Raw genomic sequence first — 24870 nt, 5'->3', positions numbered from 1 at the left:
GCCGGGGCTCGTTGCTCCGGCTTTTTTGTTTTGATTTGCCGATTGCCTTTTCCCTGCAAGGAAGGCTATGCCCGAGCAGGCATTCGAGAAGGAGACACAATGCGGCTTGGCGGACGCCTGCAGGCGGCTATCGAGGTATTGGATCAGATTGAAGCGGGTACACGCCCGGCTTCTGACGTGCTGAAGGATTGGGGCGCTTCCCATCGTTTCGCAGGTGCGGGTGACCGCGCTGTGATCGGCAACATCGTCTATGATGCGCTGCGCCGCAAATTATCCATCGCATGGCGAATGGATGCCGATGACGCACGCGCTCTGGCTTTTGGCGCACTATTGGCCGACGGCGGCATGGATATTGCGACCATCGACGCTGCTCTCGATGGAGACAAGTTTGCGCCGGAAGTGCTGGAGCAGCCGCGTCGTATTGCTTGGGAAAGCAGGGATGTCACCGAAGCGCCTGCCCATGTTCAGGCGGATGTGCCCGAATGGTGTGCATCGTCGCTTGAGGAACTTTTCGGCGCGCGCTGGGTGGATGAAGGCAGGGCGCTGGCAACGCGACCGCCAGTCGATCTTCGTGTGAACAGTTTGAAGGCGATGCCGGAAAAAACGCTCACAGCACTTGAAAAGGCTGGTGCTGCACCCGTGCCGTTCCTTGCGCAGGCGCTACGCATCCCGCCGATTGAAGCACTTGGACGCCATCCGAATGTGCAGGGCGAGCAGGCCTTTCTCGACGGCTGGTTCGAGGTCCAGGATTTGGGGTCACAGCTTGCTGCGCTCTTTGCCGGTGCCAAACCCGGCCAGCAGGTACTGGACTATTGCGCTGGAGCTGGTGGAAAGACATTGGCTTTGGCCGCTGCGATGCAGAATAGCGGTCAAATTCATGCCTATGATGCTGAACGTGCGCGGCTTTCGCCCATGCATGAGCGGCTACAGCGTGCTGGGGTGCGTAACACGCAGGTCCATGGAAATCTCGATGCACTGGACCCACTGACAGGGCAGATGGATCTCGTGCTGACCGATGCGCCTTGCACTGGTTCCGGCACATGGCGCCGCCGCCCGGATGCGAAATGGCGGTTGAACGACCAGCAGCTTGAGCGGCGCGTTCAAGACCAGAAGGAAGTGCTGGAATCTGCCAAGCATTATGTGAAGCCGGGCGGACGTCTGGCCTATATTACCTGTTCATTGTTCGCAGAAGAAAACACGAGACAGATTGCACAGTTTCTCACAGGGAATGCTGATTTTACGGAAGTTGCGCCAGAGGCTTTGTGGGATACAATTGTAGCGGACGCTGGTGATGTGAAGCCAGTATTCTCGTCGCACGGCGCGGTATTCTCGCCATTGTCCACTGGCACTGACGGGTTTTATGTGAGCCTTCTGCAGAGATCAAACTAAAGCATTTCCAGCAAAAGTGCGAAGCGGTTTTGCGTTGGATAATGCGTGATAATAGATGGAAAGAACGGGGGGACGATGTCAGCGCATCGTGTAGCAGAACCGGATTTCAAAGAGCGCGTCGAGGAAAGTTTTGGTCGGCAGGCAGCCATGAAACTGATAGGCGCTGAACTGACACGGTGTGAGCCCGGTATCGTTGAAGTTGAGATGCCGTTTCGTGAGGAGCTGACGCAACAGCATGGCATTCTCCATGCGGGTATGATTTCTGCCGCTCTCGATTCTGCTTGTGGCTATGCGGCACTGACGCTGATGCCTTCCGACGCAGCTGTACTGACCATCGAGTTCAAAGTGAATCTGCTTGCTCCGGGCAAAGGGGAACGTTTCCTCTTTCGTGGCGAGGTCACCAAACCCGGACGGACGATCATGGTTAGTGATGGACAGGCATTCGCCGTAACCGACACGGAAGTGCGCCTGATCGCAACCATGACCGGAACAATGATGGTCGTGCAGGACAGAAAAGGCCTGCAGGGATGATTAAAACTGTCGCCGGAAAGCGTCTCCTCTACGTCATGGCAGTGGATGCCGAATATGGACGTCATTTGGCGAAACTCTTTACGCCGGTCATGATCGGGGTAGGGCCAGTCGAGGCGGCTGCCAATCTCGCATATGCTCTTGCAGGTCTGGCGCAGGCGGGAGAAAAGCCCGACCTCGTGGTCTCGCTTGGCTCAGCAGGCTCGGCCAGATTACCGCAAGCTGAAGTGTTTCAGGTATCTTCCGTATCCTATCGCGATATGGATGGTTCACCTCTCGGGTTTGAAAAAGGTGCAACGCCTTTTCTCGATCTTCCCAAAGTGATCGAGCTCCCGGTTTCTGTACCGGAAATCCCTGTTGCATCGCTCTCTACAGGTGCCAATATCGTTTCTGGCAAAGCCTATACGACGATTGATGCGGATATGGTCGATATGGAAACCTATGCCTGTCTGCGCGCATGCCAGCTCGCAGGAATTCCGCTTCTTGGGCTTCGCGGTATCTCCGATGGTGCAAGCGAGTTGCAGCATGTGGGGGACTGGACACAGTATCTACACATTATCGATGAAAAACTGGCCCATGCTGTCGAGCGATTGGAGGCTGCAATTGCGGATGGTCTCCTGCCGGCTCCTGACAATGGTATGTCAGTATAGGTCGATTTTTGGCAACGCACTTGTTGAGCACGATGCCTATAACCCATATAGGCATTGCATCCCGGTCACTTTTTAAATAGATGCTGCACATGAGCACCACGGCACATCCCGACACAATCCTAATCATCGACTTTGGCAGCCAGGTTACGCAGCTGATTGCGCGTCGCGTGCGCGAAGCCAGTGTCTATTGTGAAATCGTCCCTTTCCAGTCTGCGGAAGAGGCTTTCAAGCGGCTGAAGCCGAAAGGTGTTATCCTTTCAGGCAGCCCCCATTCGACGACTGATATTGGGTCGCCGCGAGCGCCGCAGGCCGTTTTCGAAGAAGGCATTCCGGTCCTCGGCATCTGCTATGGTGAACAGACGATGTGCGCCCAGTTGGGTGGTAAAGTCGAAAGTGGCCATGATCGCGAATTCGGTCGTGCTTTCTTGGATGTGCAGGAAGATAGCCCTCTCTTCGAAGGCATCTGGGCCAAGGGCACCCGTCATCAGGTCTGGATGAGCCATGGTGACCGTGTTACGTCGTTGCCCGATGGTTTTACCATTATAGGCACTTCGCCAAACGCACCTTTTGCGGCTATCGCTGACGAGAAGCGCAAATATTACGGCGTGCAGTTCCACCCGGAAGTCGTGCATACGCCGGACGGTGCAAAACTTCTTCAGAACTTCGTTCATCGTATCGTCGGTGTGAAGCCGGGCTGGACCATGGGCGCCTATCGCGAACAGGCAGTCGAGGCGATCCGCAAGCAGGTTGGTAGCGGCAAGGTTATCTGTGCGCTTTCCGGCGGTGTGGATTCTTCTGTTGCAGCACTCCTGGCGCATGAAGCCATCGGCGATCAGCTGACCTGTATTCTGGTTGATCACGGGCTGATGCGTAAAAACGAAGCTAACCAAGTCGTTGAAATGTTCCGCGAACATTACAACCTGCCGCTCATTCTCGTTGATGCTGCTGATCGTTTCATCGGTGAGCTGGAAGGCGAAACCGATCCTGAAAAGAAGCGCAAGACGATTGGCCGTCTCTTCATCGAAGTGTTCGAGGAAGAAGCAAAGAAGCTCGGCGGTGCGGATTTCCTCGTGCAGGGCACGCTCTATCCGGACGTTATCGAAAGCGTTTCGTTTACCGGCGGTCCTTCTGTCACGATCAAGTCGCACCACAATGTAGGTGGTCTGCCGGAGCGCATGAAGATGCAGCTCGTCGAACCACTGCGTGAACTGTTCAAGGACGAGGTACGCTTGCTCGGCAAGGAACTCGGCCTGCCGGATAGCTTCATCGGCCGCCATCCGTTCCCGGGACCGGGTCTCGCTATCCGCTGCCCGGGCGGTATTACACGCGAGAAACTCGAGATTCTGCGCGAAGCCGACGCGATCTATCTGGACGAAATCCGCAAGGCTGGTCTCTATGATGCCATCTGGCAGGCTTTCGCCGTTCTGTTGCCGGTTCAGACTGTGGGCGTGATGGGCGATGGCCGTACCTACGAATTCGTCTGCGCACTGCGCGCCGTGACGTCTGTGGACGGCATGACTGCCGATTTTTACCATTATGACATGAACTTTCTTGGCAATGCGGCAACTCGCATCATCAACGAGGTACGCGGCATCAATCGTGTTGTTTATGACGTGACGTCAAAGCCGCCCGGCACGATCGAGTGGGAATGATTTGGGTTCGCCTATCACACCAAATGTGATTTAAATCGCCGAAAACCCTTTGGATTTATGCCCGTCAGTTCTTGCTGGCGGGCATATCATTTTTATAGCTCAGCATTGGCTGCTCCTGATCAAAACAACAACGACGCGATTAAAACTATGAGCGTTTCAAGTTCTGGACCGCGTAGGGATCGAGAGTAATCTTGGCGAACTGAGCGATGCTGACAGTCTGAGGCTGTGACGTGATGTTTACCAGCCAGAATTCTTGCTCTGTTGCGAAGGCCAGAACGTGGTCAGGCCGCGACGAAATAAGCTGCCGCCATTTTTTTCCTGCAAGCCGGGACAATGTTTTTATCGTGGTGAAGAGTGGACGTTTCCCACCTGCGAGTGTTGGTTCGCCTTCACCTGCAGTAAGTCCGAAAGGCCCGGTGAGGGCGGAAAGTGTCAGGCTATCGAGGCCAGCATTCAGCACAGATATGGCATAGGCCATCGCGAAGCTCGCAGCGAATCTTCCATTGTGGCGAGGATCGCGATTGGCCATAGCAATGCGCTTGCCATTCGGGTTTTCCATCGTTCTGCTGCCATAAGGATTCTGGCGCATCGGGATGGTAGACGGCCCGATGCGATAGGGCTTGTCGCCGTAGATAGCCCGCACCGAACGGGTGATGAACGGCAGAGCTTCCAGTGTTTGTATGACGCTTAGATCGTCAGCGGCATGAACAATTGGATTGGTGCAATGGGTGACGAAATCAACAAGCTCGCCCGGAACGCGCTTGCGATTAAGTTCGGTGAAATAGCTCAGCATTCCGCCGCCAAGCTGCGCATTCAGGAATGCTGCTCTTGCTGCCGCATAAACATCTTCAAGCGGCGGGCAGGGCGGCCATTCGCTGCCGGGCGGTGTCGACTGCCGATCTATAGCCGGTGAAACAATGACCGCATCCGGGGTAAAGCCAGCCGCTTTCATGTCAGAAGCGATTGCTGTCGTCTCTTCGATGAGCGATTTCTCGCAAGGCAATGCAATTTCGAGCGAAACGCGGCCACTGTGCTTCGCAGCCATGGCTGCAAAGTCGGCAAAGGCTGAACCTTTGTGCCCTGCCAGTGGATCGTAATGAAATAACAAATCCTGCGGGCCAATTTCCTGCAACAGATCAATTGCGGCAAGGCTTACTTTGGCTTCTTCCGGTGTGATGATGATGCTGATATTTGGCAATGTGCCGCTTGTGTCACCAAGCGTGATGCTCACCGGCTCTGCATACCGGGTGTTATTTGGTGTCGCCGCGCGCGTGTCGGAAATGTTGAGGACGATGCGCTGATTCTGGGGTTTGGCGGCTTCGATCTGGTAAGGCCATGGCAAAGCCAACGGACGTACATAGGTCTTGTAAGATGCATCGGACCAGTTGCGCTGATCTTCCATCTCAAAGGTATCGCCTTCCATGCGGCATTCGACCGTAACGCCGGGCATGGCCTCATGGGTGATCGCACGCATATCCTTGAAAGGCTGCCACGGTTCGATCAGATCGGGCAGGCGGGTCTTGTTGAGTGTGCCGTCTACATGCTCGACCCTCACAGGGGAGCCTGCCACGCCGACGATTGGATGCAGGATGCAAAAGCCGCAACGGTTGGTTTCAAAGCCTGTCGTTGTATTCGCTACGGCGTCGAAAGTGAGCGTGCCGCCAATCTCTGCCTGAATGCGAACATCAATGGTGAGTTGGGTCACATCCGGGCCTTCGCAACGTGCCTGATAGGTGACGATAAAGCCGCTGTCGTTTTGCTCGACATTCAGATCATGGATTTCCGGGTTGTAGGTTCCCCAGTCTCGATCCCGCACGAGATAGGAGACAGCGCGCAGAACTTCGATGCGGTCGTAAGTGATGGTTCGTAGATTACCTTCACTCAGATCGACGGCGAGCAGGCCCGCTTTCAGATGAAGTGGTTTGGCTTCCGTTTCGCGCGTTCCATAGAGCAGGAAAGGATCAACGTTGCTCATTTTAGCAACGCCGTAATGTCGACGCGGTTGCCGCTTGCGGCACTGTCATAGGCGGCTTCGACAAGCGCGAAAGTCTTGAGATTATCCGCGCCCGATGTCGAGGTTTCTTCGCCTGTTACGAGCTTGTCCACCCAATGTTGCTGAATGGCAAAGACACTTTCCTGAATATTGTTCCATGGACGCGAGGCCCATGAGAGCAGTTTTGGTGAAACGTCGGAAACCGTGGTGCCGTTCGGCGTAATCACTTCAAGGCGATAACCCTGATAAAGACGGATAGAGCCTTCGGTGCCATCAATTTCAACGAGTGTTTCCGGGAAAGGATCGGTTTCGAGCTTGGTGGCATAGCTTACGTCAACAATGGAAGTAGCACCATTTTCATGGTCCATGAGGATGGTTGCTACATCTTCACCCTTGATCTTCGGGTTGACGCGCTTGGTGCGTGCGACGAGGCTGGTCACATCGCCCAGAATGAAGCGTGCAATATCAAGCGTATGAATGCCTAAATCTTCGATGATGAAGCGTTCGCCTTCCGCAAGATAAGGCTGGCCGGAGAAAACATCAAAGCCCGAGCGGAAGGAAAAGCGTCCCCAGAAAGGCGCGCCTATGACGCCGCTATCGAGCGCTTTACGCACGGCCTGAATAGGTGTCTGCCAGCGAAAGTTTTCATGCACCATGAGCGGAATGCCTGCTTCACCGCAGATCTTCACCATGGCCTTTGCATCATCAAGCGTTTTGGCAAAGGGCTTCTGGCAGATTGCTGGCACCTTGTGGGCGGCGGCAAGCTCCACCAGAGCACGATGGCTTGAAACTGTGGTGGCGATATCGACAAAGTCGATGCCGCCATCTGCAAACAGCGCCTCAGCATCTGTGTAGCGTCGTTCGATGCCGAACTGGTCGCCGACAATCTTCAACCGCTCAGGATCGCGGTCGCAGATCGCCACAATTTTGGCACCCGAAACGTCGTTCCATGCGTGCATCTGATTGATTGCGAAGAAACCACAACCGATGAGAGCGCCATTCAAGTCTGCCATTTTTATCCTGCTTTTGCCATTTGCATGAGTGTAACGCGCTGCTGGAGGCGGCGCTGTGCCTGATCAACTACCACGGCGATGATGATGACAAGGCCCTTGATGACCATCTGCCAGAAGGACGATACGCCCATCATGACCAGACCGTCGGAGAGAATACCGATGACGAATGCACCGATGATTGTGCCGCCAATGGTGCCGCGCCCGCCCGACATCGAAGTACCGCCGAGAACGGCTGCCGCAATGGCGTTCAGCTCGAATGAGTTGCCTGTTGCCGGATGCGACGACATCAGTTCGGACGAGATAATAAGCCCGGCGATCGCAGCGCAGAAGCCCGAAAACATGTAAACGAACATCTTTACGCGGTCGACGCGGATACCCGACATGCGTGCCGCACGCTCATTGCCGCCGACTGCGAAAATCTGGCGACCAAGCGGCGTGTATCGCGCGATATAGGCTGCGGCCAGTGCAACGACGATCAGAATCCAGATCGAGACCGGAAGACCGAGAATGCTGCCTGATCCGAGGAAGGCGAAGCCGGTTGTGCCCAGGTCTTCACGGCCCACGAGGTTCGGGAAGGTCTGGCCGTCCGAGGACAGAAGCGCCAGACCGCGTGCCACATAAAGCGTGCCGAGTGTCGCGATGAAGGGCGCGACATTCAGTTTGGTTATCAATAGCCCGTTTATGAAGCCGACTGAGACACCAACGGCCAATGTGATCAGCGAGATTTCGATAATGTTGAAATAGATCGTGTAGCCGATGCCAAGATCAATCCCGTAGATCAGAAGACCGCCGGCAACCATGCCGCAAAGCCCGACAATGGAGCCGACGGAAAGGTCGATGCCGCCTGTGATGATGACGAAGGTCATGCCCATTGCAAGAAATGCATTAAGCGCAACGTGCTTCGACATCAGGATCAGGTTGGCGGCTGAAAGGAAGTTTGGTGCTGCGAACGAGAAGAAGATGAACACCGCGAGAAGCGCGATGAAGGTTCTCAGTTTCATCAGCGTCAGCAGGGCCGAGCCGCTGCTAAAGGTTGAGTCAGTGGCGGCCGTCGTCGTGTTGGCTGTCATGACGCGCGTTCCCTTGTTTGTTTGTTGTGGTCGTTGTCATGTGTGTGCCCGTGGCCCTTGGCCGATGCGGCAACAATGTCGGCTTCCGTCGCTTTATCGCGGTCGAATATGGCAATCAGCTTCCCATTGCTGAGCACCGCGATGCGATCGGAGAGCGCCATGACTTCTTCCAGATCAGAGGTTGAAAAAAGAATGGATAGCCCTTCGGCAGCAAGCCTACGCATGGTGCGGAAGACATCGGCCTTCGCACCCACATCGATGCCGCGCGATGGCTCATCCATCAGAAGAACTTTTGGATTGGTCATCAGCGCCTTGCCGATGACGACCTTTTGCTGATTGCCGCCTGACATCGAAGTGACTTCGAATTCGGGGTTTGGTGCCTTGATCGAAAGGTCTTTGATCGCCTGTTGAATGGCCTGTTTTTCACGCTTTGGCGTGATGTGGAAGACGCGAGCCAGACGGTCGAGACTTGCCAGTGTCAGATTGCTGGCAATCGACAAGATCTGCACCAGACCTTCGCGCTGACGATCTTCCGGTATGAGGGCAAGGCCGCGCCGGATGCGACGGGTCGTATCGCGTTCCTTCACTTGCCTGCCATCGATATAGATATGGCCGGTGGAGTGCCCATGCTGGCCCATCACACATTCGAAAAACTCAGAGCGCCCCGCGCCCATAAGGCCGTAAATGCCCAGAACCTCGCCCGCGCGCACGGTCAGGGAGACATCATCAACTGCAAGCCCGCCGGTTGCCCGGGGCAGGGTGATGTTTTCAGCACGAAACCGTTCGGCGCCAATCTTGTGGGTAACAGGCTTGGCAAAATCCTTGGCATCGGAGCCGATCATCGAACGCACGATCCATTGCGTATCGATATTTTTGATCTCTTCCTGGCCGGTGATTTTTCCGTCGCGCAGAACCGTGATGTAATCGCCAATCCGCATCAGTTCTTCAAGACGATGCGAAATATAGACGATTGCAACGCCCTGGCTTTTCAGCTCGGCAATCACCTTGAACAGAATATCGACTTCGGCTGCAGAAAGGGCCGATGTCGGTTCATCCATGATGACGATGCGTGCATCGAGCGAAATAGCCTTGGCGATTTCGACAAGCTGCTGCTGACCGATTGGCAGATCGGCGACGAGCGTAGTTGCACTGATGCCTGCGTCAAGGCGGTCGAGATATTCATTGGCCTTGACGACCTGCGCCTTGTGATCAATGCCACGCAAACCGCGTGTAATTTCGCGCGTGGCAAAGATATTCTCGGCCACCGTCATGTTTGAAAACAGGTTCAGTTCCTGAAAGATCATCGCAATGCCGCGCTTTTGCGCGTCGGCAGGGCTGTCGAATGACACTTCCTCGCCATCGAGAATAATCTTCCCCATGGTCGGACGCTCAACGCCCGCGATGATCTTCATCAGCGTTGACTTGCCAGCACCGTTTTCGCCGACAAGCACATTGACCGAACCACGGCGCAATTCAAGATTGGCGCGCTTGACCGCGACAATGCCTGAATAGACCTTGGAAACATCCTCAAGCTTGAGGACGATACCGTTTTTCTCGTTCAATTCCGTCTCCATGGCTTATTTCTCCAGAGAGATGGAAACAGGCGTCACAAGAGGAAGCTGGCCCTTCGATGGCAACGGGAAAGCACCTTCGGCCTTCAACTTCATGCCAACCAGATCCTCGCGCGGGAGCTTTGAAAGAACATCATCATTGACGCGGGTGTTGAAAGCCTTGCCAAATTGCGCCCAGTCGATCTGGTTGCGGAACTCGTTGAAGTTCACAAAGGACAGGCTGTCACGGATTGCGCTGCCGCGAACGGTCGGCCCGATCTGCACGCGTGCATCGGCCTTGCCATCGCCATTGCTGTCGACATCAACATAGGCTGCGCGCGACTTTGTTTCAGCGGCGACCACTGTGCCTTCAAGCTTGGCTGCAAAGGTCCAGGGGGCATTGCCCTGCTTTTCGCGATGACCGTATTTCGCTCCGGCTGCATCCGCATCTGTATTTGCAGCCTGCATCACTTCATCGAGCGTTGCAGTTTTCTCGGCAAAAAACGGCTTAACTTTTGAATCCCAGATGTCGGCAACCGAACGATCGGGATTGAAATTATCGCCGCGTGCTTCTGCGGCTTCTTCTGCTGTCGGCGTCTTGATGATTTTGCAACCCGAAAGCGCGACACCGCAGGCCAGCAGGATAATGGAAGCTGACTTCAGCACTGACATGAATTTATCCTCGGTATTAGGAGCATTTCGGGAGCGCTAATATTTGTCGGCGCTCCCGATGTCGCAAGCCTTGGGAGTTAGTCCTTCAAAGCGAAAGTTTCGAGCTTGTCTGCGTTGTCAGGATTGATGAGGACGCAGTCCATCAGCTGCTTTTCTTCAGCAGGGCCCTTACCGGTCTTGATGAATTCGTCAGCCTGAACGACAGCCATCTGTGCCTGAGCATAGGCTGGCTGAAGAACCGTTGCCTTGATGCCACCGGCCTTGATGGAGTCGCGGACATCGTTGGAGCCGTCGAAGCCGACAACGATGACGTCCTTGCGGCCTGCAGCTTCAAGCGCTGCCCACGCACCCATGGCCATGGTGTCGTTGCCGGAAATCACACCTTTGATGTCAGGATTTGCCTGCAAAATGCTCTGCATTTTGGAGAAGGCTTCGGTCTGGCTCCAGTTGGCCGACTGCTGCGCAACCATCTTCATGTCTGGATATTCATCGATGACGTCGTGATAGCCCTTGGAGCGGGTGCCAGCGTTGAGGTCGGATTCACGGCCGAGCAGCTCGACATAATTGCCAGCTTCGCCCATTAGCTTCACGAATTCTTCCGCACCGAGCTGTGCGCCCTGATAGTTGTTGGAAACAATCTGCGACACTGCAACGCCTGAGGCATTGATTTCACGGTCGATCAGGAATGAAGGGACTTTGGCATCCTTGGCCTTCTGAACGGCGGCAATCGATGCTTCCGAGCCAGCATTGTCGAGGATGATTGCCTTTGCGCCACGACCGATGGCCGTATCGACAAGCTGCGACTGCTTGGTTGGATCGTCGTCATGCTGAAGGATCAGTGTTTCGTAGCCGAGTTCCTTGGCTTTGGCTTCAGCGCCCACGGCTTCAGCTTTGTAGAATGGATTGTCGTGCGATGGTGTGATGATTGCGATCAGATCAGCGGCCCATGCTGGCATGACAACACCGCCTGCCAATGTTGCCGAGATGGCTGCAATCGCAAAACCGCGCGCAATTGTCCTGCGTGTAAACTTCATATTTTCCTCCCAAATCAAGCCCCGTTTCCCAAGAGGCGGTAAAAAAGGGGAAGGCGCATTACGCCCTCCCGGATAACGTCACGTAATGCGACGAATGCTTTCTGCTATTTCTTCCGGTTCGAAAACGTTTTTCCAGTCGTCGCGCATCAGCGCAGGAATGCCGAATTCGATTGCCTTGTTGCAGGCATCGGAGAATACGCCCTGGACTTCGCCAAAGATGACGGCGCCGAGAACATTCATGTGGCCGAGCAGGAAGTCGCGTGCTGCTTCTTCAGGAACGCCGCGGCGAACGGTTTCGTCCATGGCCTGCTTCATGACAACGAGAAGCGAAGCTGCAACGGTTTCCGAAAGACCTGGCTCGAGAATTGCGAGCTGCTCAACGGTTACGCGATGCGAGCGCATCACTGGTGCCCAGATGACCTTGGCGATTTCTTCGCCCAGTGCATAAGCTTCTTCCGGTCCCTGCATCAGAGCCGAAACGATGTGCTGCTTTGCAAACAGACCGCCGAAGTGGTCCTTCTTTGCCTGCATATCCGTTTCGTCGTTGAAGATCGGCGGATGGCAAGGATGGGTCACGAAATAGGTGAGATCTGCACGCTCTGGCAGATGACCGGCAAATGGCGCGGCTGCGTCGAGTGCAACAACCATCGTGCCCGGCTTCAGCTTGTCAACGATGGATGAAGCAACTTTACCGATGATGGTATCCGGCACAGCCAGAATGACGACTTCCGCGCCTTCAAGACCCGCATCAACATCGATGGTATCGATGCCGAGGTCGTTCTTCAGGCGTGCCTTGCCTGCGTCGCTGACTTCGATGTGACGGACGTCAAAGCGCGAACCTTTGAGGTTCTTGGCCAGACGGTAGCCCATCTTGCCGCCCGCTCCGAACAAAGCGATAGCTGTCATGATTGTAGTTCCTTCCCAGACTTTTGGTAGCGTAACTGGTATAACCAGTCAATGAGTATTCCAGATTCAAGCGGTCAGGCCGTCGCGAATCTGACTGAAATAACCGTCAGAACCGACCTGACCGCCCTTGAGGGCAATCTGGAGGCCGTTGGTGGCGGCGTGAGCGCCGTGCGCCGTGCAAAGCGGCGACCCCGGTGTTTGTGGAAGTGGCAAAAGCGTGGTGAGTGCATCGACATGCAATTCACGCAATGCGTGGCTCGAAGTGTCGCCGCCTGCAATGACTGCGCGGGTAAGCCTTTCGCGCTCGACAAGGTTGCGGAGGATGAAGCCGAGGCTGCGGGCCAGCTTGTGGCGGCTGCCTGCGATCTTGTCGATTTCTGTACCGCGATCAGCCGACGGACCAAGGGCGGTGTTGAGGATAACGCTGTTGCCCTGCTGGAGCGCCTTCTGGCCGTCAGCAATGGCAGCTTCGATTGCCTGATTGCTGTTTTCGCCAAGCAGATCGAGCGGGTTGAGATCAATGCCGGTAAAGCCTGATGCCGTTGCGTGACGAATTTGACGTTCTGTCGTCGGTGAGACGCTTCCTGAAACGACCGCGATGCGGTCGGCTTTGCCCGGAAGCGGAAACTCTTTTTTCGCGCCGATCAGTCCGGCCTTGGCCCATGCGGCCAGAAGCGCATATTCAACACCCGACGAACCTGCAACGAACCAGCCGTCGCGGGAACGCAAACGCCAGAGCTGTTCGCCTGCCTGCAACTGGCTTTCATGGCTGTCGACGTCAAGCAACAACATGCCGTCAGCATCTTTGACAATTGCGTTTACACGCTCATCCGCATCTGCGGCTGAAAGCGCTACGAGATCAGCAAGAACAGCTTTAAGCACGGTCTGCTTTGCCAGATGCACGCGCAGGTCGGCTTCATGCATCGGTGTGACCGGATGGCGGCTCATGACCGGATGACGGTCGATGCGGTAGGTTTCGCCCTGATAGGCCGCAAAGAGATTGCCGAAAGCGGTGTAACGCTTGAGCTGCGGCGCACCGACAATCAACGGCACATAGGCCTGATTAAAGATCGCTTTGCCGATTTCGACGGCCTTACCAATATTGCCGACATGAGGTGCGGAATCGAATGTCGAGCAGACCTTGTAATGCGCAATCGCAGCATTCAGACTTTTGAGCCAGTTGAACGCTGGCGTGAGATTTTCCTGCATCCATTCCGGCGTTTCGCTGCGGCTAGTTCCAGCAAGACCGATAGCCTTGCAGTGCGAAAAGCGTGAAAGAAGCTCTTCATCCGGCACATTCATGAACAGCACAGTGTCGACGCCATTGGATGCCATGGCTTCCATAACATCGGTCGAGCCGGTGAGATCGTCACCGTAGTAGGACAGCAGCAATTCGTTGGAAGCCTGTGACATTACTCGTCACCTTTCCCGAATTTCGTGAGCGAAGCTGCAAGTTCAGGATGGTCCGTTGCATAGGTTTCAAGCGGGATGCCAGCGACTGCTGCTTCCCATGCCTGTTGCACGGCGCGAACACCGGCTGCCGGGCCACCCGGATGGCTGACAATGCCGCCGCCGCACAGATAAAGCAGGTCTGTCGTGCGGCCCGTGCGCTCATAGGTTTCAGGCGCCTGTCCGCCCCATTGCCCGGAACCAGCGACAGGAAGCGGGCAATCGGCAGGCGTGAACAATGGCGTGCTGACAGCCTTGAACGAATTGACGAAGCTTTCGTCCGGCTCCCAATATTTCACGCGGATGCCGTTGATCTGGAACTGATCGACGCCGAGCAGCCGCCAGAACTGCTGATAAACGCGGAAATCCATACCGGCGCCCGGATTGCGGGTCAGGATGTCCCAACCGTTGCGATGGGCATGAAGCACGAGGCCCGAGCGCTTGCGCAAGAAGCTCATGCCCCCAAAGCCAACCGAGTTGATGTTGACCACAGCGCAATTGCCGCCAGCCTCTAGCACCATGTCGTGGTTGCGCATCATCTCGTCAGGATCGGCATGGGAGATGCCGAAAGCATACATGACCTTCTTGCCGGTCTTCTGTTCGTGATCGAGAATACGTGGCATGATTGCGGCGATGCGCTCTTTAAGCGGTGAGTAGGCCGGGCTCATCAGTTTTTCATCGTCCTTGATGAAATCGACGCCCGACTCAATGAGTTCGCCTACGAGTTCTGCTGTCTCATGTGGACGCAGGCCGAGTGCCGGCTTGACGATGGTGCCGATGATCGGACGCTTTTCAACGCCTGTCAGACGACGGCTTCCGGCAATGCCGAACTGTGGGCCGGGATGCGCGCTTTTGAAGGCTTCCGGCAGCTTCATGTCGACAACGCGGATGCCTGTCATGCCCTTGATCGAATAGACGCCGCCGACGGCAATCGTCATCAGTGCTGCAAGATCAGTACCGATAGCATCAAGCGGAAAGGCAATATCGACATCGGCGCGCCTGATCGGCCCGTGACCTGGTTCAAGCTCCGGCCATGCAGGCACCGTTGCGTCTTCAAGTGGGCGAATTTCGAGCACGCGTGCTGCGACGCGCGCCTTCAGTTCTTCCGTCTCACCCGGAACGGCGACGAAAGTGCCGGTTGACTGATCGCTCGCGATCTTGGCCGCCATCTGTTCGATGCTGCCGGTGGTCTCAATGCGATAGGTCAAACATATGTTCATCGGAATTGTCGTCACTCACGGTTTTCGTTGCGCCTGCAATAAGCGCATGGTGTTTGAGTACGAACTGGTATAATGAGTATTCCAATATCTGCAAGCGGAAAATTGTTAACCGGTCGCGAGAGTGTGGGTAACGGCTTTCCTCAGAGCATTTGAAGATGCATAAGGGAGAAAAGCTCATGAGCAGTGAGACGCTATGACCCAAGCAATTGAACCCATCATTCGCCGCAAACTATCCGACGAAGTTTTCGACCGGCTCGAAAACATGATTACTTCCGGTGAATTGACGCCGGGCGATGAGATGCCGTCCGAGCGTGTTCTGATGGAGCGTTTTGGCGTTGGACGGCCCGCGATCCGCGAGGCGATGCAGTCACTTGCCAAGATGGGACTGGTCAGCATCTCGCATGGTGAGCGTGCCAAGGTTTTGAAGTTGACGGCAAAGTCGATTTTTCAGCAGGTGGATCCGACTGCGAAGATCATGATTGCGCAATCAATGGACACGCTGGAAGACTTGAAGAGCGCGCGAATTTTCTTCGAACGTGGTATTGTTCGCGAGATTGCACAGAAGACAACGGAAGATGATATCGCCGAGCTGCGGGAGATCATCGAACGGCAGCGGAAATCGCTCGGTGATGCAGACGCATTCATCGCTGCCGATATGGAGTTTCATGTCCGGATAGCTAGAATTGCTGGTAATCCAATATTGGTCGCAGTAAGCGAAGCTATGCTCGCTTGGCTGAAAGAGTATCACACCCATATGCTTATCTGGACTGGCAAAGAGAAATATACCCTCGTTGAACACGAGGAAATATTAGATTGCTTGTCGGCTAAGGATGCGGACCGCGCCGAGGCTGCCATGCTCCGCCATCTTGAGCGGTCGCGCACGCTATACAAGAAAGAATAGAGCTTCTCGCCTGAAAGCTATTGTCGTTTCATCAGGCAGTAGACCAAAAGCGAGGAGGCGATGGCCACGATTGCAGAAACCAGAATTGCAACCGAGAAGCCAGCAGAATAACCTCGCATGGCAAGTTCGGTTGCGGCAATCCTCGCTGAAGGTGCGACCATACCAAGTGCGTTAGGCAAGTCGCCCGCGACTATCGCGTCAGCAAAATTTCCACTGCATGTCGGATCGTTGCAGCCCGTTTGCATTAAGTGAGTCCGAACAGCACTTGCCAGCACTCCGCTCAGGACTGCGAAGCCCAACAGAATGCCGGTAAATCGGGCGGTTGTGCTGATGCCCGATGCCATCCCGGCACGGTCGCGTGCAACGGTACTCATGATCGCTTTCTGGGTTTCACCATTCAGCAAGCCGCCACCGCTCCCAATCAGAAACATACCGCACATAACGATAGACCAGGCGCCGGAATGTGCGCCGAAGCTTGTCACAAGACTACCGATACCCACGATCACGAGTCCAAGGGACAAAATTTCCGGCGACGACATTTTCTTTCCGAGAAAGCGCCCGACATTGGGGAAGATGAGCATCGCGCTTGCAAATGGGAGCATAGCAAAACCAGCTTGCAATGGCGGCTGACCGAAGCCGTTTTGAAGGAATAGCGGCAGCATGGACGCCATCACTTGAGCGCAGGCTGCATAGGCAAACATCGCCCAAACCCCGCCTATAAAGCGAGGATTGCGAAATAGGCTGAGATCGAGCATCGGACGCTGCTGGACAGTCTCCGCAACCAAGAAAATAGCCAGACCGGCCAAGCCGCCGACAAATCCTGCAATCGCGGTTGAAGAGGTCCAGCCATGTGCCTGTCCATTGATAAGTCCCCATGTGAGGCCGAACATTGTACTCGCAAATGCAACGATGCCGATTGGATCAACGCGCCGCGCATTTTCATCTTTTGAATCGGTGATGGAACGCAGCGTAGCCAGTGCCAACACAATGCCGATAGGTATGTTTATGTAGAATGCCCAGCGCCAGCCGAGACTATGGGCGATAAGGCCTCCGATAATCGGTGACAGCACCATGGTCAGGCCCATGATGCCGCCCCAGATTGACCATGCACGGTTACGTTCCTCATCGCGATGGAACGTATGGCCAATGATCGCGAGCGCAGGCGCGAGCTGGAAGGCGGCACTGGCGCCTTGCAACGCGCGAGCAAGGTAAAGTGAAGTGGCTGAATCTGCTACACCACAAAGCCAGGATGAGAATGCGAACGCACCAATTCCAATCAGAAAAACAGTGCGACGCCCGAACCGGTCGGCTAGAGCGCCAGCTGGCAAGAGCAGCGACGCGAAGCAAAGGACATAAGTGCTGATGACCCACTCTACGTCAGCAAAACTTGCCGAAAACTCCCGTGCAATGGTCGGTAGGACCATCGCGACAACATTTGTGTCCAGCACGGTCATTGCGCAACCGGTCGAGGCTGTCAGCAAAATGAAAGTTGAATTGGTAACGCGCGGCGCGGATGCGAGAACAGTTGTCATTTGATTGTCAATGCTGCTGCACCAGCCTTCGCAATCTGCTGGTCATGATCGGGTGTGTCGGCTGATACGCCAATGGCGCCAACAATCGTACCATTCACCGTGATTGGAACTCCTCCGCGCATGAGTACGAAACCGCGCGCCGTGATAGCGGCAGGGCGTGCCCCGTTGATAGCATCCTCGAGAGCGCCGCTTTCCCGACGGAAAAGCGCGGCTGTGCGAGCTTTGCCGGGCGCGAGCTCGACGCCAGCGGGTACTGACGCGTTGTCCATGCGTATCGTGAGGATCGGCAGACCTTCTGCATCGACGACTGAGATCACGCAGGGCCAGCCGTTCGCTGTCGCTTCTTTTTCGGCAGCTGCTACGACGGAGCGGGCAGCTTCAAGGGTAAGATAAGGCTTTGTCGGCAATTCGATTGCCAATGCCGGGAAGGCTGCGGCGAGGGTCATCGTTGCGGTCAACGAGGCGAGGATTCTGACAGAATGGGCGGACATTGGACTTCCTTCATTACATTTGAGGTGCCAATAAACAGGATGTTTGAATTTCTTTCATTCGTGGTGTTTTGAGATAATATTAGTTTTTACCTAATTATTGGAGCCACTCATGGACCTCAGGCATCTTCGTTATTTTTTGACACTCGCTGAGGAGCTTCATTTTTCCAGAGCGGCAGAACGGTTGAACATTGCGGCTCCGACGCTCACGGTTCAGATACAGGAAATCGAGCGGCGGCTCGGTACGAAACTTTTCTTCAGAACCAAACGCTCAGTCGCAATCACTCCCGCGGGTGAGGTGTTTCTGAAGGAAGCGAGATTGGTGCTGGATCAATTCAATAAGGCGGAAAGTGTCGGCCGCAGAGCTGGACGAGGGGAGATCGGGCGGATCGAAATTGGCTATGTCGGCTCGGCGGCTTATGCCGGGGCCTTGCAGATGCAAATCAGTCGTTTCTCGCATGATTGGCCCCAAGTGGAGCTTCATTCGCGCGAATTTCCGATGGAGGATCTACCGAAGCTCATTGAGGGCGGGCATCTCGACATTGGCTTCGTCCGTATGCCGATGACGCTCCCACCGTCACTCAGCGCCCATGTTTTGCTACGAGACTATTTTTGTCTGGCGCTGCCCTCTGACCATCGGCTTGCGGTTGCTGAGGTGGAGGACCAGTACGCTTTTCTTGCGGAAAGCCGGTTCATTCTGCCGGAACAGGAGGCGGGCACATATGAAGTCGCGAAACGAGGAGGTTTCACTCCGAGGATTATTGCAAAGCCGGGCGGTCTTCTTGCTGTTCTGACACAGGTGTCGCTGGGTGCCGGTATATCAGTCATACCGGGCGTGGTGAGAAACGTCGTGCACATGCCCAATACGGTTTTCCGTCCAATAATCGGAAAGCCGATCATGTCGGAAGTGGCCGCCATTTTCAGAAGTAAGGAATACGCGGTCAGTGTCAAAAATTTCATCGACCAAATATGCGCTTCGCCACCGATCCAGCTTGACTATAAGCGAAATGAACAAATATTGTGAAATATATTTCATATACTGAATTATATTGACAGTCGCGTTTCTTTGCGATTAGCTATCGATACCGGTCTTCGAGGAGGAGGGCCGGTCTTCATAAAGATCAACGGCGTTTTTGGGACGCTTCCCGCGCGTTTGGGAGGGGCTTCGGCCTCGAGGAGGACACTTGCGCAATTTTCTGAGCACGACCGCAATGGCGGTTCTTGCGGCAACGCTTCTGGCCGGTTCCGCAACGGCAGCCGAGACCGAGAATCCGTTCCGCTGTAAACCGGGCGAAAAATATGTGATGAACGTCATGGTTTCTGGCGTTGAATACTGGTTTCCCGTCTATGAAATGTTCAAGCAGGCTGGCCAGCAGTTCGGCTGCGAGACGGAATATACTGGCACACCGGAATATGACGTGAACAAGCAGATCGCCACGTTCGATCAGGCGTTGGCGCAGAATCCAGCTGGTATTCTTGTTCATCCGATGAACTCCGACCCGTTCATCGAGCCCATCAACCGGGCGATCGATCAGGGTACGGCGGTCGTCACATTTGCAGCAGATTCTCCGTTGTCGAAGCGTGTGTCCTTCATCACCTCGGACAACACACGAGAAGGCACCTATGCGGCCGATGCCATCGCCCAGAAAATGGGCGGCAAGGGCGAATATGCTGTTCTTGAAAATCCGGGACAGGATAATCACGACAAGCGCATTGCAGCTTTCATCGCCCGCATGGAAGAGAAGTGGCCTGACATGAAGCTGGTTGGTCGTGCTGCTTCCAATCAGGACCCGACGAAAGCGTATCAGGGGCTGTCGAGCCTCATTCAAGCCAATCCGAACCTCGGTGCGGTTTTCATGCCGGAGGCCAACTCCGCAATTGGGGCTGCGCAGGCGAACAAAGAAGCTGGTGGCAAGGTTCTCGTCATGTGTGCCGACGTCAACGCCAACATCCTCGACATGATCAAGGCTGGTGAAGTCTTCGGTTCGATCAATCCGAACCAGGGCATGCAGGGCTATATGGGCTTCATGCTGCTGTGGCTTGCCAAGCATCCGGAACTGATCGACCCGATGAATGACGCCAAGCGTTCCGGCTTCAACCCGATGAGCATTCCCGTTGTCGATAATGGCCTCTCGATTGTGACCGCAGAAAACGCGGACGACTTCTATTGGGACAAATATCTGAAGCGTCGCGGTACTAAGGGCATTGAGGAATAGGCTCCGTTCAAGAAGCCATCCGCGCCCTGTGGTGCGGATGGTTGGAATGGAGAGGGAGGAAAAAGATGGCTGAACCGGTGCTTACCATCCACGGTGTAACCAAGCATTTCGGAGCGGTGAAGGCGCTGACGCAAGTGGATTTCAGGCTTGAACGTGGTGAGGTCCATGCGCTCTGCGGCGAGAACGGTGCTGGTAAATCGACACTGATGAGCATTATCGCTGGCGTTTTGCAGCCGACTGAAGGTGAGATACGCATTGACGGCAAAACCGTTCACATTGCCTCCCCCGCCGTGGCGCAATCGCTTGGTATCGGTCTGGTGCATCAGGAAATAGCGCTTTGTCCGGACGCTACAGTGGCCGAAAACATGTTTATGGCGACGACCAATCGCCGTCGTTCGCCGTTCATGAATTACCGCGCGCTGGAACGTGATGCGCAGATCGTGATGAACCGCCTGGCGGCTATCGATGTTCGGCAGAAGGTCGCCAACTTGCCGATTTCTAGCCAGCAGCTCGTGGAGATCGCCAAAGCGCTGACACTCGACTGCCGTGTGTTGATTCTGGATGAACCGACGGCTGCGCTCACCGAAACCGAGGCACAGCAGCTCTTTTCGATTATCCGTGATCTAAAGGCGAATGGCATTTCCATCATCTATATCAGTCATCGTATGGCCGAGATTTTCAGCCTCTGCGACCGGGTGACGGTTTTCCGCGATGGTCGTTATGTATGCACCGATCGCATTGCAGATGTGAAACCCGACGATGTGGTGCGTCGGATGGTAGGACGAGAGATCACGCAGCTCTATCCAGATAAGCTTGGATCACACGAGGCGGCAGGCGAAATTATTCTCGAAGTCGACGGTATTGGCGATGGCGTGCGCTTTAATGAAGTAAGCTTTGCCGTTCGCAAAGGTGAAATTCTTGGTGTCGGTGGCCTTATCGGATCGGGGCGAACGGAGATTGCCGAAGGTATCTGCGGCCTTCGTCCACGCACTGCGGGAACAGTTCGCCTCCATGGCAAGACACAGAAGATCAGTTCATATTCTGACGCAGCCAAGGCCGGCATTGTTTATCTTTCAGAAGACCGCAAAGGTTCTGGCGTATTCCTGGAGATGTCCATCGCGCAGAATATTTCCGTGCTGGACCTGAAATCATTGACCAATGCCGCCGGACTTCTGAACGGTCGAGCCGAGGCTGCACTTGCAGAGGATTTTGCGAAACGGCTTTCCGTGCGCATGGGTGGCATCGAAGCGCCTGTGAAATCACTTTCAGGCGGCAATCAGCAGAAAGTGGCAATCGCCAAGCAACTGGCGGTAAAGCCCAAAGTCATTCTGATGGATGAACCGACACGGGGCATTGATGTCGGCGCAAAGGCGGAAATTCATCGCCTGCTGCGGGAGCTTGCGCGTTCCGGTATTGGCATCATCGTCATCTCGTCGGAAATGCCGGAACTGCTTGGTCTTGCTGACCGCGTGCTCGTCGTTCGGGAAGGGCACATCGCGGGAGAGCTTTCTGCGGACACCATGTCGGAAGAGGCAGTGATCCTTCTTGCTTCAGGCGTTGGCGCGGAACGGGCATCGCATCATGCCGCATGAAAAGAAAATGGGAGAGGGTGAAATGGCAATCGACACAATGGCAGCGGCTGCGCCAAAAAATTCGTCGATAAGGCGCATCGGAACCATGCGTGAAGCCGGTTTGATTGCGATCATTCTGGCATTGGCCGTGGTGATGAGTTTTGCGTCGCCGCATTTTCTGACGCTCGGCAATTTTCGTGCGATGTTGATGAGTTTCTCAGTGGAAGGCATCGTCGTGGTGGGGATGACGATCCTGTTGATTGTCGGGGGCATCGACCTTTCGGTGGGCTCGGTGGTCTGTTTCTCCATGGTCCTTTCCGGCGCACTCTTTCTGGCTGGGCTCGATCCATGGATGGCTTCGCTTGTAGGCATTGCGGCGAGCGCAGCCATCGGCGGTATTATGGGTTTCTTTGTAACCGTCGTTGGCCTCAACCATTTCATCACGTCGCTGGCAGCCATGGTAATTGTGCGTGGCCTCTGCCTTATCATCACCAAAGGAACGCCGCTGTCGCTTTTCACGCTGCCGCCAAGCTTTAAAGCGGTGGGGCAGGGCACATTCTATGGCATCCCCTATGTCATTTTGATTTTCGTCGTCGTCGTCATTCTGTTCGATTTCCTGCTCCGTCGCGCCACGGCCTTTCGCAAGGTGTTCTATACCGGCAGCAATGAGAAAGCGGCGCTCTATTCAGGCATAAAGACGAACCAGGTTAAATTCTGGGTTACGGTGTTGTGCTCGACGCTCGCCGGTGTTGCAGGCGTCATTTATATGTCCCGCTTCGGTGCTGCTACGCCTACTTTTGGTGTTGGCATGGAGCTGAATATTATCGCTGCCGCAGTCATCGGCGGTGCATCGCTCAGCGGCGGTTCAGGTACTATCCTTGGCGCTATTCTCGGCATGGCTCTGCTTTCGCTGGTCACATCCTCGCTGATCCTTCTCAATGTTTCGGTGTACTGGCAGGACATGATCAAGGGCTGCATTCTTCTTGCCGCTGTTTCGATCGACCATTTCCTGCACAAGCGGAAGGCGTCCTGATATGCCCATTGCTAAACTGAAACCAAGAACAACAGCGCCACGTGAGGAAATCGTCGTTGCCCGCCAGATGCATCAGGCTCTCGTCCTGCATTTTCTGGAAGGGTTGACGCAGGCGCAGATTGCGGACCAGCTCGGGATTTCTCACGCAACTGTCAACCGGCTCATCAAACGCGGCCGCCAGCTTGGCCTTGTAGAAATCAAGATCAAGTCGCCGGTTGAGCCTCTTATCGATCTGGAAGAACGATTACTGGCGCTTGGTGGCATTAGCCGCGCCATTGTTGTGCCGACCGCATCCGACAACCCGCAAACGGCTTTGCTGGCGGTGGGGGAAGCCGCTGCCCGCCTGCTTCTTGAAGAAATCGCCGATGGTGACACGATCTGCATCACTGGCGGAAAGGGCGTGAGTTCCGTGGTCGCTGGAATTCAGACCCCACGCCGTTTCGATGTCGAGGTTATTCCAGCAACGGGCTGTGTGCAGGGAAAGCACTATACTGACGTCAATCACGTCTCGACCTTGATGGCCGAAAAACTCGGAGGGCATTCCTATCAGATACATGCGCCCTTGTTCGCAGATGATGCTGCGCAGCGCGCTATGCTGATGAACATGCGCTCTGTCGCTGACGTGTTCCAACGGGCGAGGGAGGCCAAGGTGGCCATCGTCGGTATCGGCTCTATCGTCAGTACGGATTCGACCTATTACGATCTGCACCCGTCGTCGAGTGAAGACCGGACGGCTATCGAGCATTCCGGTGCCAGTGCGGAACTTCTCGCCCATCTGCTCGATGTGGAGGGACGGATTTGCAACTATAGCCTCAATCGTGCGCTGGTCTCGCTTACGCTGAATGAGTTTGCGCACATCCCGACGAAGATCGGTGTCGCCAGCGGATTGAACAAGGCCGAATCTATCCTGAGTGTTCTTCGCGGCAATCATCTCGATACGCTCGTCACCGACGAAGCGACTGGCGCCCGCATTCTCGAACTTGCATCCCAAGAAGGATATTTCGCATGAGCGGCGAACAGTTGATCCGCGAAATCGGGCGCTCCGGCGTCAGGGCGTCCGCAGTCGGTCTCGGTACATGGGCTATAGGCGGCTGGATGTGGGGCGGAACGGATGAAGCCCAATCCATCGCAGCTATCCAGGCATCGCTGGATGCTGGCGTGACGCTGATCGATACGGCGCCGGCCTACGGCCTCGGACGATCTGAGGAAATTGTCGGCAAGGCAATTGCCGGATGCCGCGACAAGGCGGTGATCGCGACCAAATGCGGCCTCGTCTGGCATACCCGGAAAGGTAAGCACTTCTTCGATCAGGATGGAAAGCCAGTCCATCGCTATCTGGGGCGGGATGCGATCATCCACGAGGTGGAAGAAAGTTTGCGCCGCCTTGGTACCGATTATATCGATCTTTACATCACTCATTGGCAGGACCCGACGACACCAATCGAAGAGACCGTCGCGGCGCTTGATGACCTGAAACAGGCAGGCAAAATCCGGGCTGTTGGTGCCAGCAACGTCAATCGGTCGGAACTGGAGCACTATGTCCAGACTGGCGCGCTCGATGCGATCCAGGAGCGGTTCAGCATGATCGATCGGGAGATCGAGCAAGACTTGCTGCCGCTTACCACTGCAAACAATGTATCGACGTTGAGCTATTCCTCACTCGCGCTTGGTCTTCTGTCTGGCATGATCGGACCGGAACGTGTGTTTTCCGGGGACGATCAACGCAAGGACAATCCACGCTTTTCCGTTGCCAACCGGCAGAAGGCAAAGGATTTTGCGACGGCTATAAAGCCGGTCGCCGATCGCCATGGCGCGACGATAGCCCAGATCGTGATTGCTTGGACGCTGGCGCAGCCGGGAGTGACCTTCGCACTTTGCGGGGCGAGAAATCCAGCGCAGGCGCTCGACAATGCGCAGGCAGGAAGGCTCCGGCTTTCGTCCGATGACCTTGCGGCTATCGACACGGCCATTTCGGCACAACTGGTTAACATGGACGGATAACG

At 55.3% G+C, this 24870-nt stretch carries 22 protein-coding genes and 1 pseudogene; 12 read left to right on the top strand and 11 right to left on the bottom strand.

Going from position 1 to position 24870, the window contains the following annotated elements; genetic code table 11:
- Window positions 1-99 precede the first annotated feature (99 nt).
- The 4 genes from ABDF71_RS17240 (at window position 100) to guaA (ending at window position 4219) form a co-directional block, all read left to right on the top strand.
- The gene (locus ABDF71_RS17240; RefSeq protein ID WP_258124446.1) at window positions 100-1389 is read left to right on the top strand and encodes an RsmB/NOP family class I SAM-dependent RNA methyltransferase; all 1290 of its coding nucleotides are present in this window, start codon (window positions 100-102) and stop codon (window positions 1387-1389) included.
- Window positions 1390-1464: 75 nt separating this feature from the next.
- On the top strand, window positions 1465-1920 hold the full coding sequence (locus tag ABDF71_RS17235) for a PaaI family thioesterase (protein ID WP_010661020.1): 456 nt from the start codon (window positions 1465-1467) through the stop codon (window positions 1918-1920).
- Window positions 1917-2567: a 5'-methylthioadenosine/S-adenosylhomocysteine nucleosidase gene (locus tag ABDF71_RS17230; RefSeq protein ID WP_258124445.1), complete on the top strand. Its 651-nt coding sequence runs from the start codon at window positions 1917-1919 to the stop codon at window positions 2565-2567. Before ABDF71_RS17235 ends, ABDF71_RS17230 begins: the two co-directional genes overlap by 4 nt.
- 89 nt (window positions 2568-2656) lie before the next feature.
- Window positions 2657-4219, top strand: coding sequence for a glutamine-hydrolyzing GMP synthase (gene guaA / locus ABDF71_RS17225; RefSeq protein ID WP_029927954.1), 1563 nt, complete (start codon window positions 2657-2659; stop codon window positions 4217-4219).
- A gap of 145 nt (window positions 4220-4364) precedes the next feature.
- On the opposite strand, the gene apnL is transcribed toward guaA, so the two are convergent.
- From apnL to oiaX, 9 genes are all read right to left on the bottom strand, one after another.
- Window positions 4365-6194, bottom strand: a complete 1830-nt coding sequence (gene apnL / locus ABDF71_RS17220) for a D-apionate lactonase (RefSeq protein ID WP_258124444.1) — start codon at window positions 6192-6194, stop codon at window positions 4365-4367.
- Window positions 6191-7225 carry a Gfo/Idh/MocA family protein gene (locus ABDF71_RS17215; protein ID WP_258124443.1) on the bottom strand — a complete coding sequence of 345 codons (1035 nt, stop codon included), beginning with the start codon at window positions 7223-7225 and terminating at the stop codon, window positions 6191-6193. Before ABDF71_RS17215 ends, apnL begins: the two co-directional genes overlap by 4 nt.
- Before the next feature lie 2 nt (window positions 7226-7227).
- Window positions 7228-8295 carry an ABC transporter permease gene (locus ABDF71_RS17210; RefSeq protein WP_258124442.1) on the bottom strand — a complete coding sequence of 356 codons (1068 nt, stop codon included), beginning with the start codon at window positions 8293-8295 and terminating at the stop codon, window positions 7228-7230.
- Window positions 8292-9869 (bottom strand): sugar ABC transporter ATP-binding protein, encoded by a 1578-nt coding sequence (locus ABDF71_RS17205; RefSeq protein ID WP_258124441.1) that lies wholly within the window; start codon window positions 9867-9869, stop codon window positions 8292-8294. The genes ABDF71_RS17210 and ABDF71_RS17205 overlap by 4 nt, the downstream gene beginning before the upstream one ends.
- A gap of 3 nt (window positions 9870-9872) precedes the next feature.
- Window positions 9873-10517 (bottom strand): DUF2291 family protein, encoded by a 645-nt coding sequence (locus ABDF71_RS17200; protein ID WP_010661027.1) that lies wholly within the window; start codon window positions 10515-10517, stop codon window positions 9873-9875.
- A 77-nt stretch (window positions 10518-10594) separates the two neighbouring features.
- The gene (locus ABDF71_RS17195) at window positions 10595-11551 is read right to left on the bottom strand and encodes a D-ribose ABC transporter substrate-binding protein (protein ID WP_036578564.1); all 957 of its coding nucleotides are present in this window, start codon (window positions 11549-11551) and stop codon (window positions 10595-10597) included.
- Between the two features lie 78 nt (window positions 11552-11629).
- On the bottom strand, window positions 11630-12457 hold the full coding sequence (locus ABDF71_RS17190) for a phosphogluconate dehydrogenase C-terminal domain-containing protein (RefSeq protein WP_010661029.1): 828 nt from the start codon (window positions 12455-12457) through the stop codon (window positions 11630-11632).
- A 66-nt stretch (window positions 12458-12523) separates the two neighbouring features.
- A complete protein-coding gene (locus ABDF71_RS17185) occupies window positions 12524-13870 on the bottom strand; it encodes a four-carbon acid sugar kinase family protein (RefSeq protein ID WP_258124440.1) in 1347 nt (448 codons plus the stop codon).
- Window positions 13870-15126 (bottom strand): 3-oxo-isoapionate-4-phosphate decarboxylase OiaX, encoded by a 1257-nt coding sequence (oiaX, locus tag ABDF71_RS17180; RefSeq protein WP_258124439.1) that lies wholly within the window; start codon window positions 15124-15126, stop codon window positions 13870-13872. Before oiaX ends, ABDF71_RS17185 begins: the two co-directional genes overlap by 1 nt.
- Window positions 15127-15319: 193 nt before the next feature.
- On the opposite strand from oiaX, the gene ABDF71_RS17175 reads away from it, so the two are divergent.
- Window positions 15320-16027 carry a transcriptional regulator NanR gene (locus ABDF71_RS17175; RefSeq protein ID WP_010661032.1) on the top strand — a complete coding sequence of 236 codons (708 nt, stop codon included), beginning with the start codon at window positions 15320-15322 and terminating at the stop codon, window positions 16025-16027.
- A gap of 17 nt (window positions 16028-16044) precedes the next feature.
- Here the strand turns inward: ABDF71_RS17175 and ABDF71_RS17170 are convergent, their stop codons facing one another.
- Together ABDF71_RS17170 and ABDF71_RS17165 are read right to left on the bottom strand one after the other, a co-directional pair.
- A complete protein-coding gene (locus ABDF71_RS17170) occupies window positions 16045-17559 on the bottom strand; it encodes an MFS transporter (RefSeq protein ID WP_258124438.1) in 1515 nt (504 codons plus the stop codon).
- On the bottom strand, window positions 17556-18050 hold the full coding sequence (locus tag ABDF71_RS17165; RefSeq protein ID WP_151615897.1) for a GlcG/HbpS family heme-binding protein: 495 nt from the start codon (window positions 18048-18050) through the stop codon (window positions 17556-17558). The genes ABDF71_RS17170 and ABDF71_RS17165 overlap by 4 nt, the downstream gene beginning before the upstream one ends.
- 109 nt (window positions 18051-18159) lie before the next feature.
- Here ABDF71_RS17165 and ABDF71_RS17160 point away from each other — a divergent pair.
- The 7 genes and pseudogenes from ABDF71_RS17160 to ABDF71_RS17130 all read left to right on the top strand — a co-directional run.
- A pseudogene (locus tag ABDF71_RS17160) lies at window positions 18160-18333 on the top strand (LysR family transcriptional regulator); the annotation flags it as partial.
- 12 nt (window positions 18334-18345) lie between these two features.
- Window positions 18346-19071 carry a LysR family substrate-binding domain-containing protein gene (locus ABDF71_RS17155; RefSeq protein ID WP_500061823.1) on the top strand — a complete coding sequence of 242 codons (726 nt, stop codon included), beginning with the start codon at window positions 18346-18348 and terminating at the stop codon, window positions 19069-19071.
- Window positions 19072-19231: 160 nt separating this feature from the next.
- A complete protein-coding gene (locus tag ABDF71_RS17150) occupies window positions 19232-20263 on the top strand; it encodes a substrate-binding domain-containing protein (RefSeq protein ID WP_061346567.1) in 1032 nt (343 codons plus the stop codon).
- A 65-nt stretch (window positions 20264-20328) separates the two neighbouring features.
- On the top strand, window positions 20329-21855 hold the full coding sequence (locus ABDF71_RS17145) for a sugar ABC transporter ATP-binding protein (protein WP_258124436.1): 1527 nt from the start codon (window positions 20329-20331) through the stop codon (window positions 21853-21855).
- Window positions 21856-21877: 22 nt separating this feature from the next.
- Window positions 21878-22867, top strand: coding sequence for an ABC transporter permease (locus ABDF71_RS17140; protein WP_258124435.1), 990 nt, complete (start codon window positions 21878-21880; stop codon window positions 22865-22867).
- A 1-nt stretch (window position 22868) separates the two neighbouring features.
- Window positions 22869-23876 carry a sugar-binding transcriptional regulator gene (locus ABDF71_RS17135; RefSeq protein WP_010661039.1) on the top strand — a complete coding sequence of 336 codons (1008 nt, stop codon included), beginning with the start codon at window positions 22869-22871 and terminating at the stop codon, window positions 23874-23876.
- Window positions 23873-24868 carry an aldo/keto reductase gene (locus ABDF71_RS17130; RefSeq protein WP_029927922.1) on the top strand — a complete coding sequence of 332 codons (996 nt, stop codon included), beginning with the start codon at window positions 23873-23875 and terminating at the stop codon, window positions 24866-24868. Before ABDF71_RS17135 ends, ABDF71_RS17130 begins: the two co-directional genes overlap by 4 nt.
- Window positions 24869-24870: the final 2 nt, after the last annotated feature.

Source organism: Ochrobactrum sp. WV_118_8 (assembly GCF_039631535.1).
Lineage (GTDB): Bacteria > Pseudomonadota > Alphaproteobacteria > Rhizobiales > Rhizobiaceae > Brucella > Brucella anthropi.
This window is presented reverse-complemented; position numbering and strand designations above follow the sequence as displayed.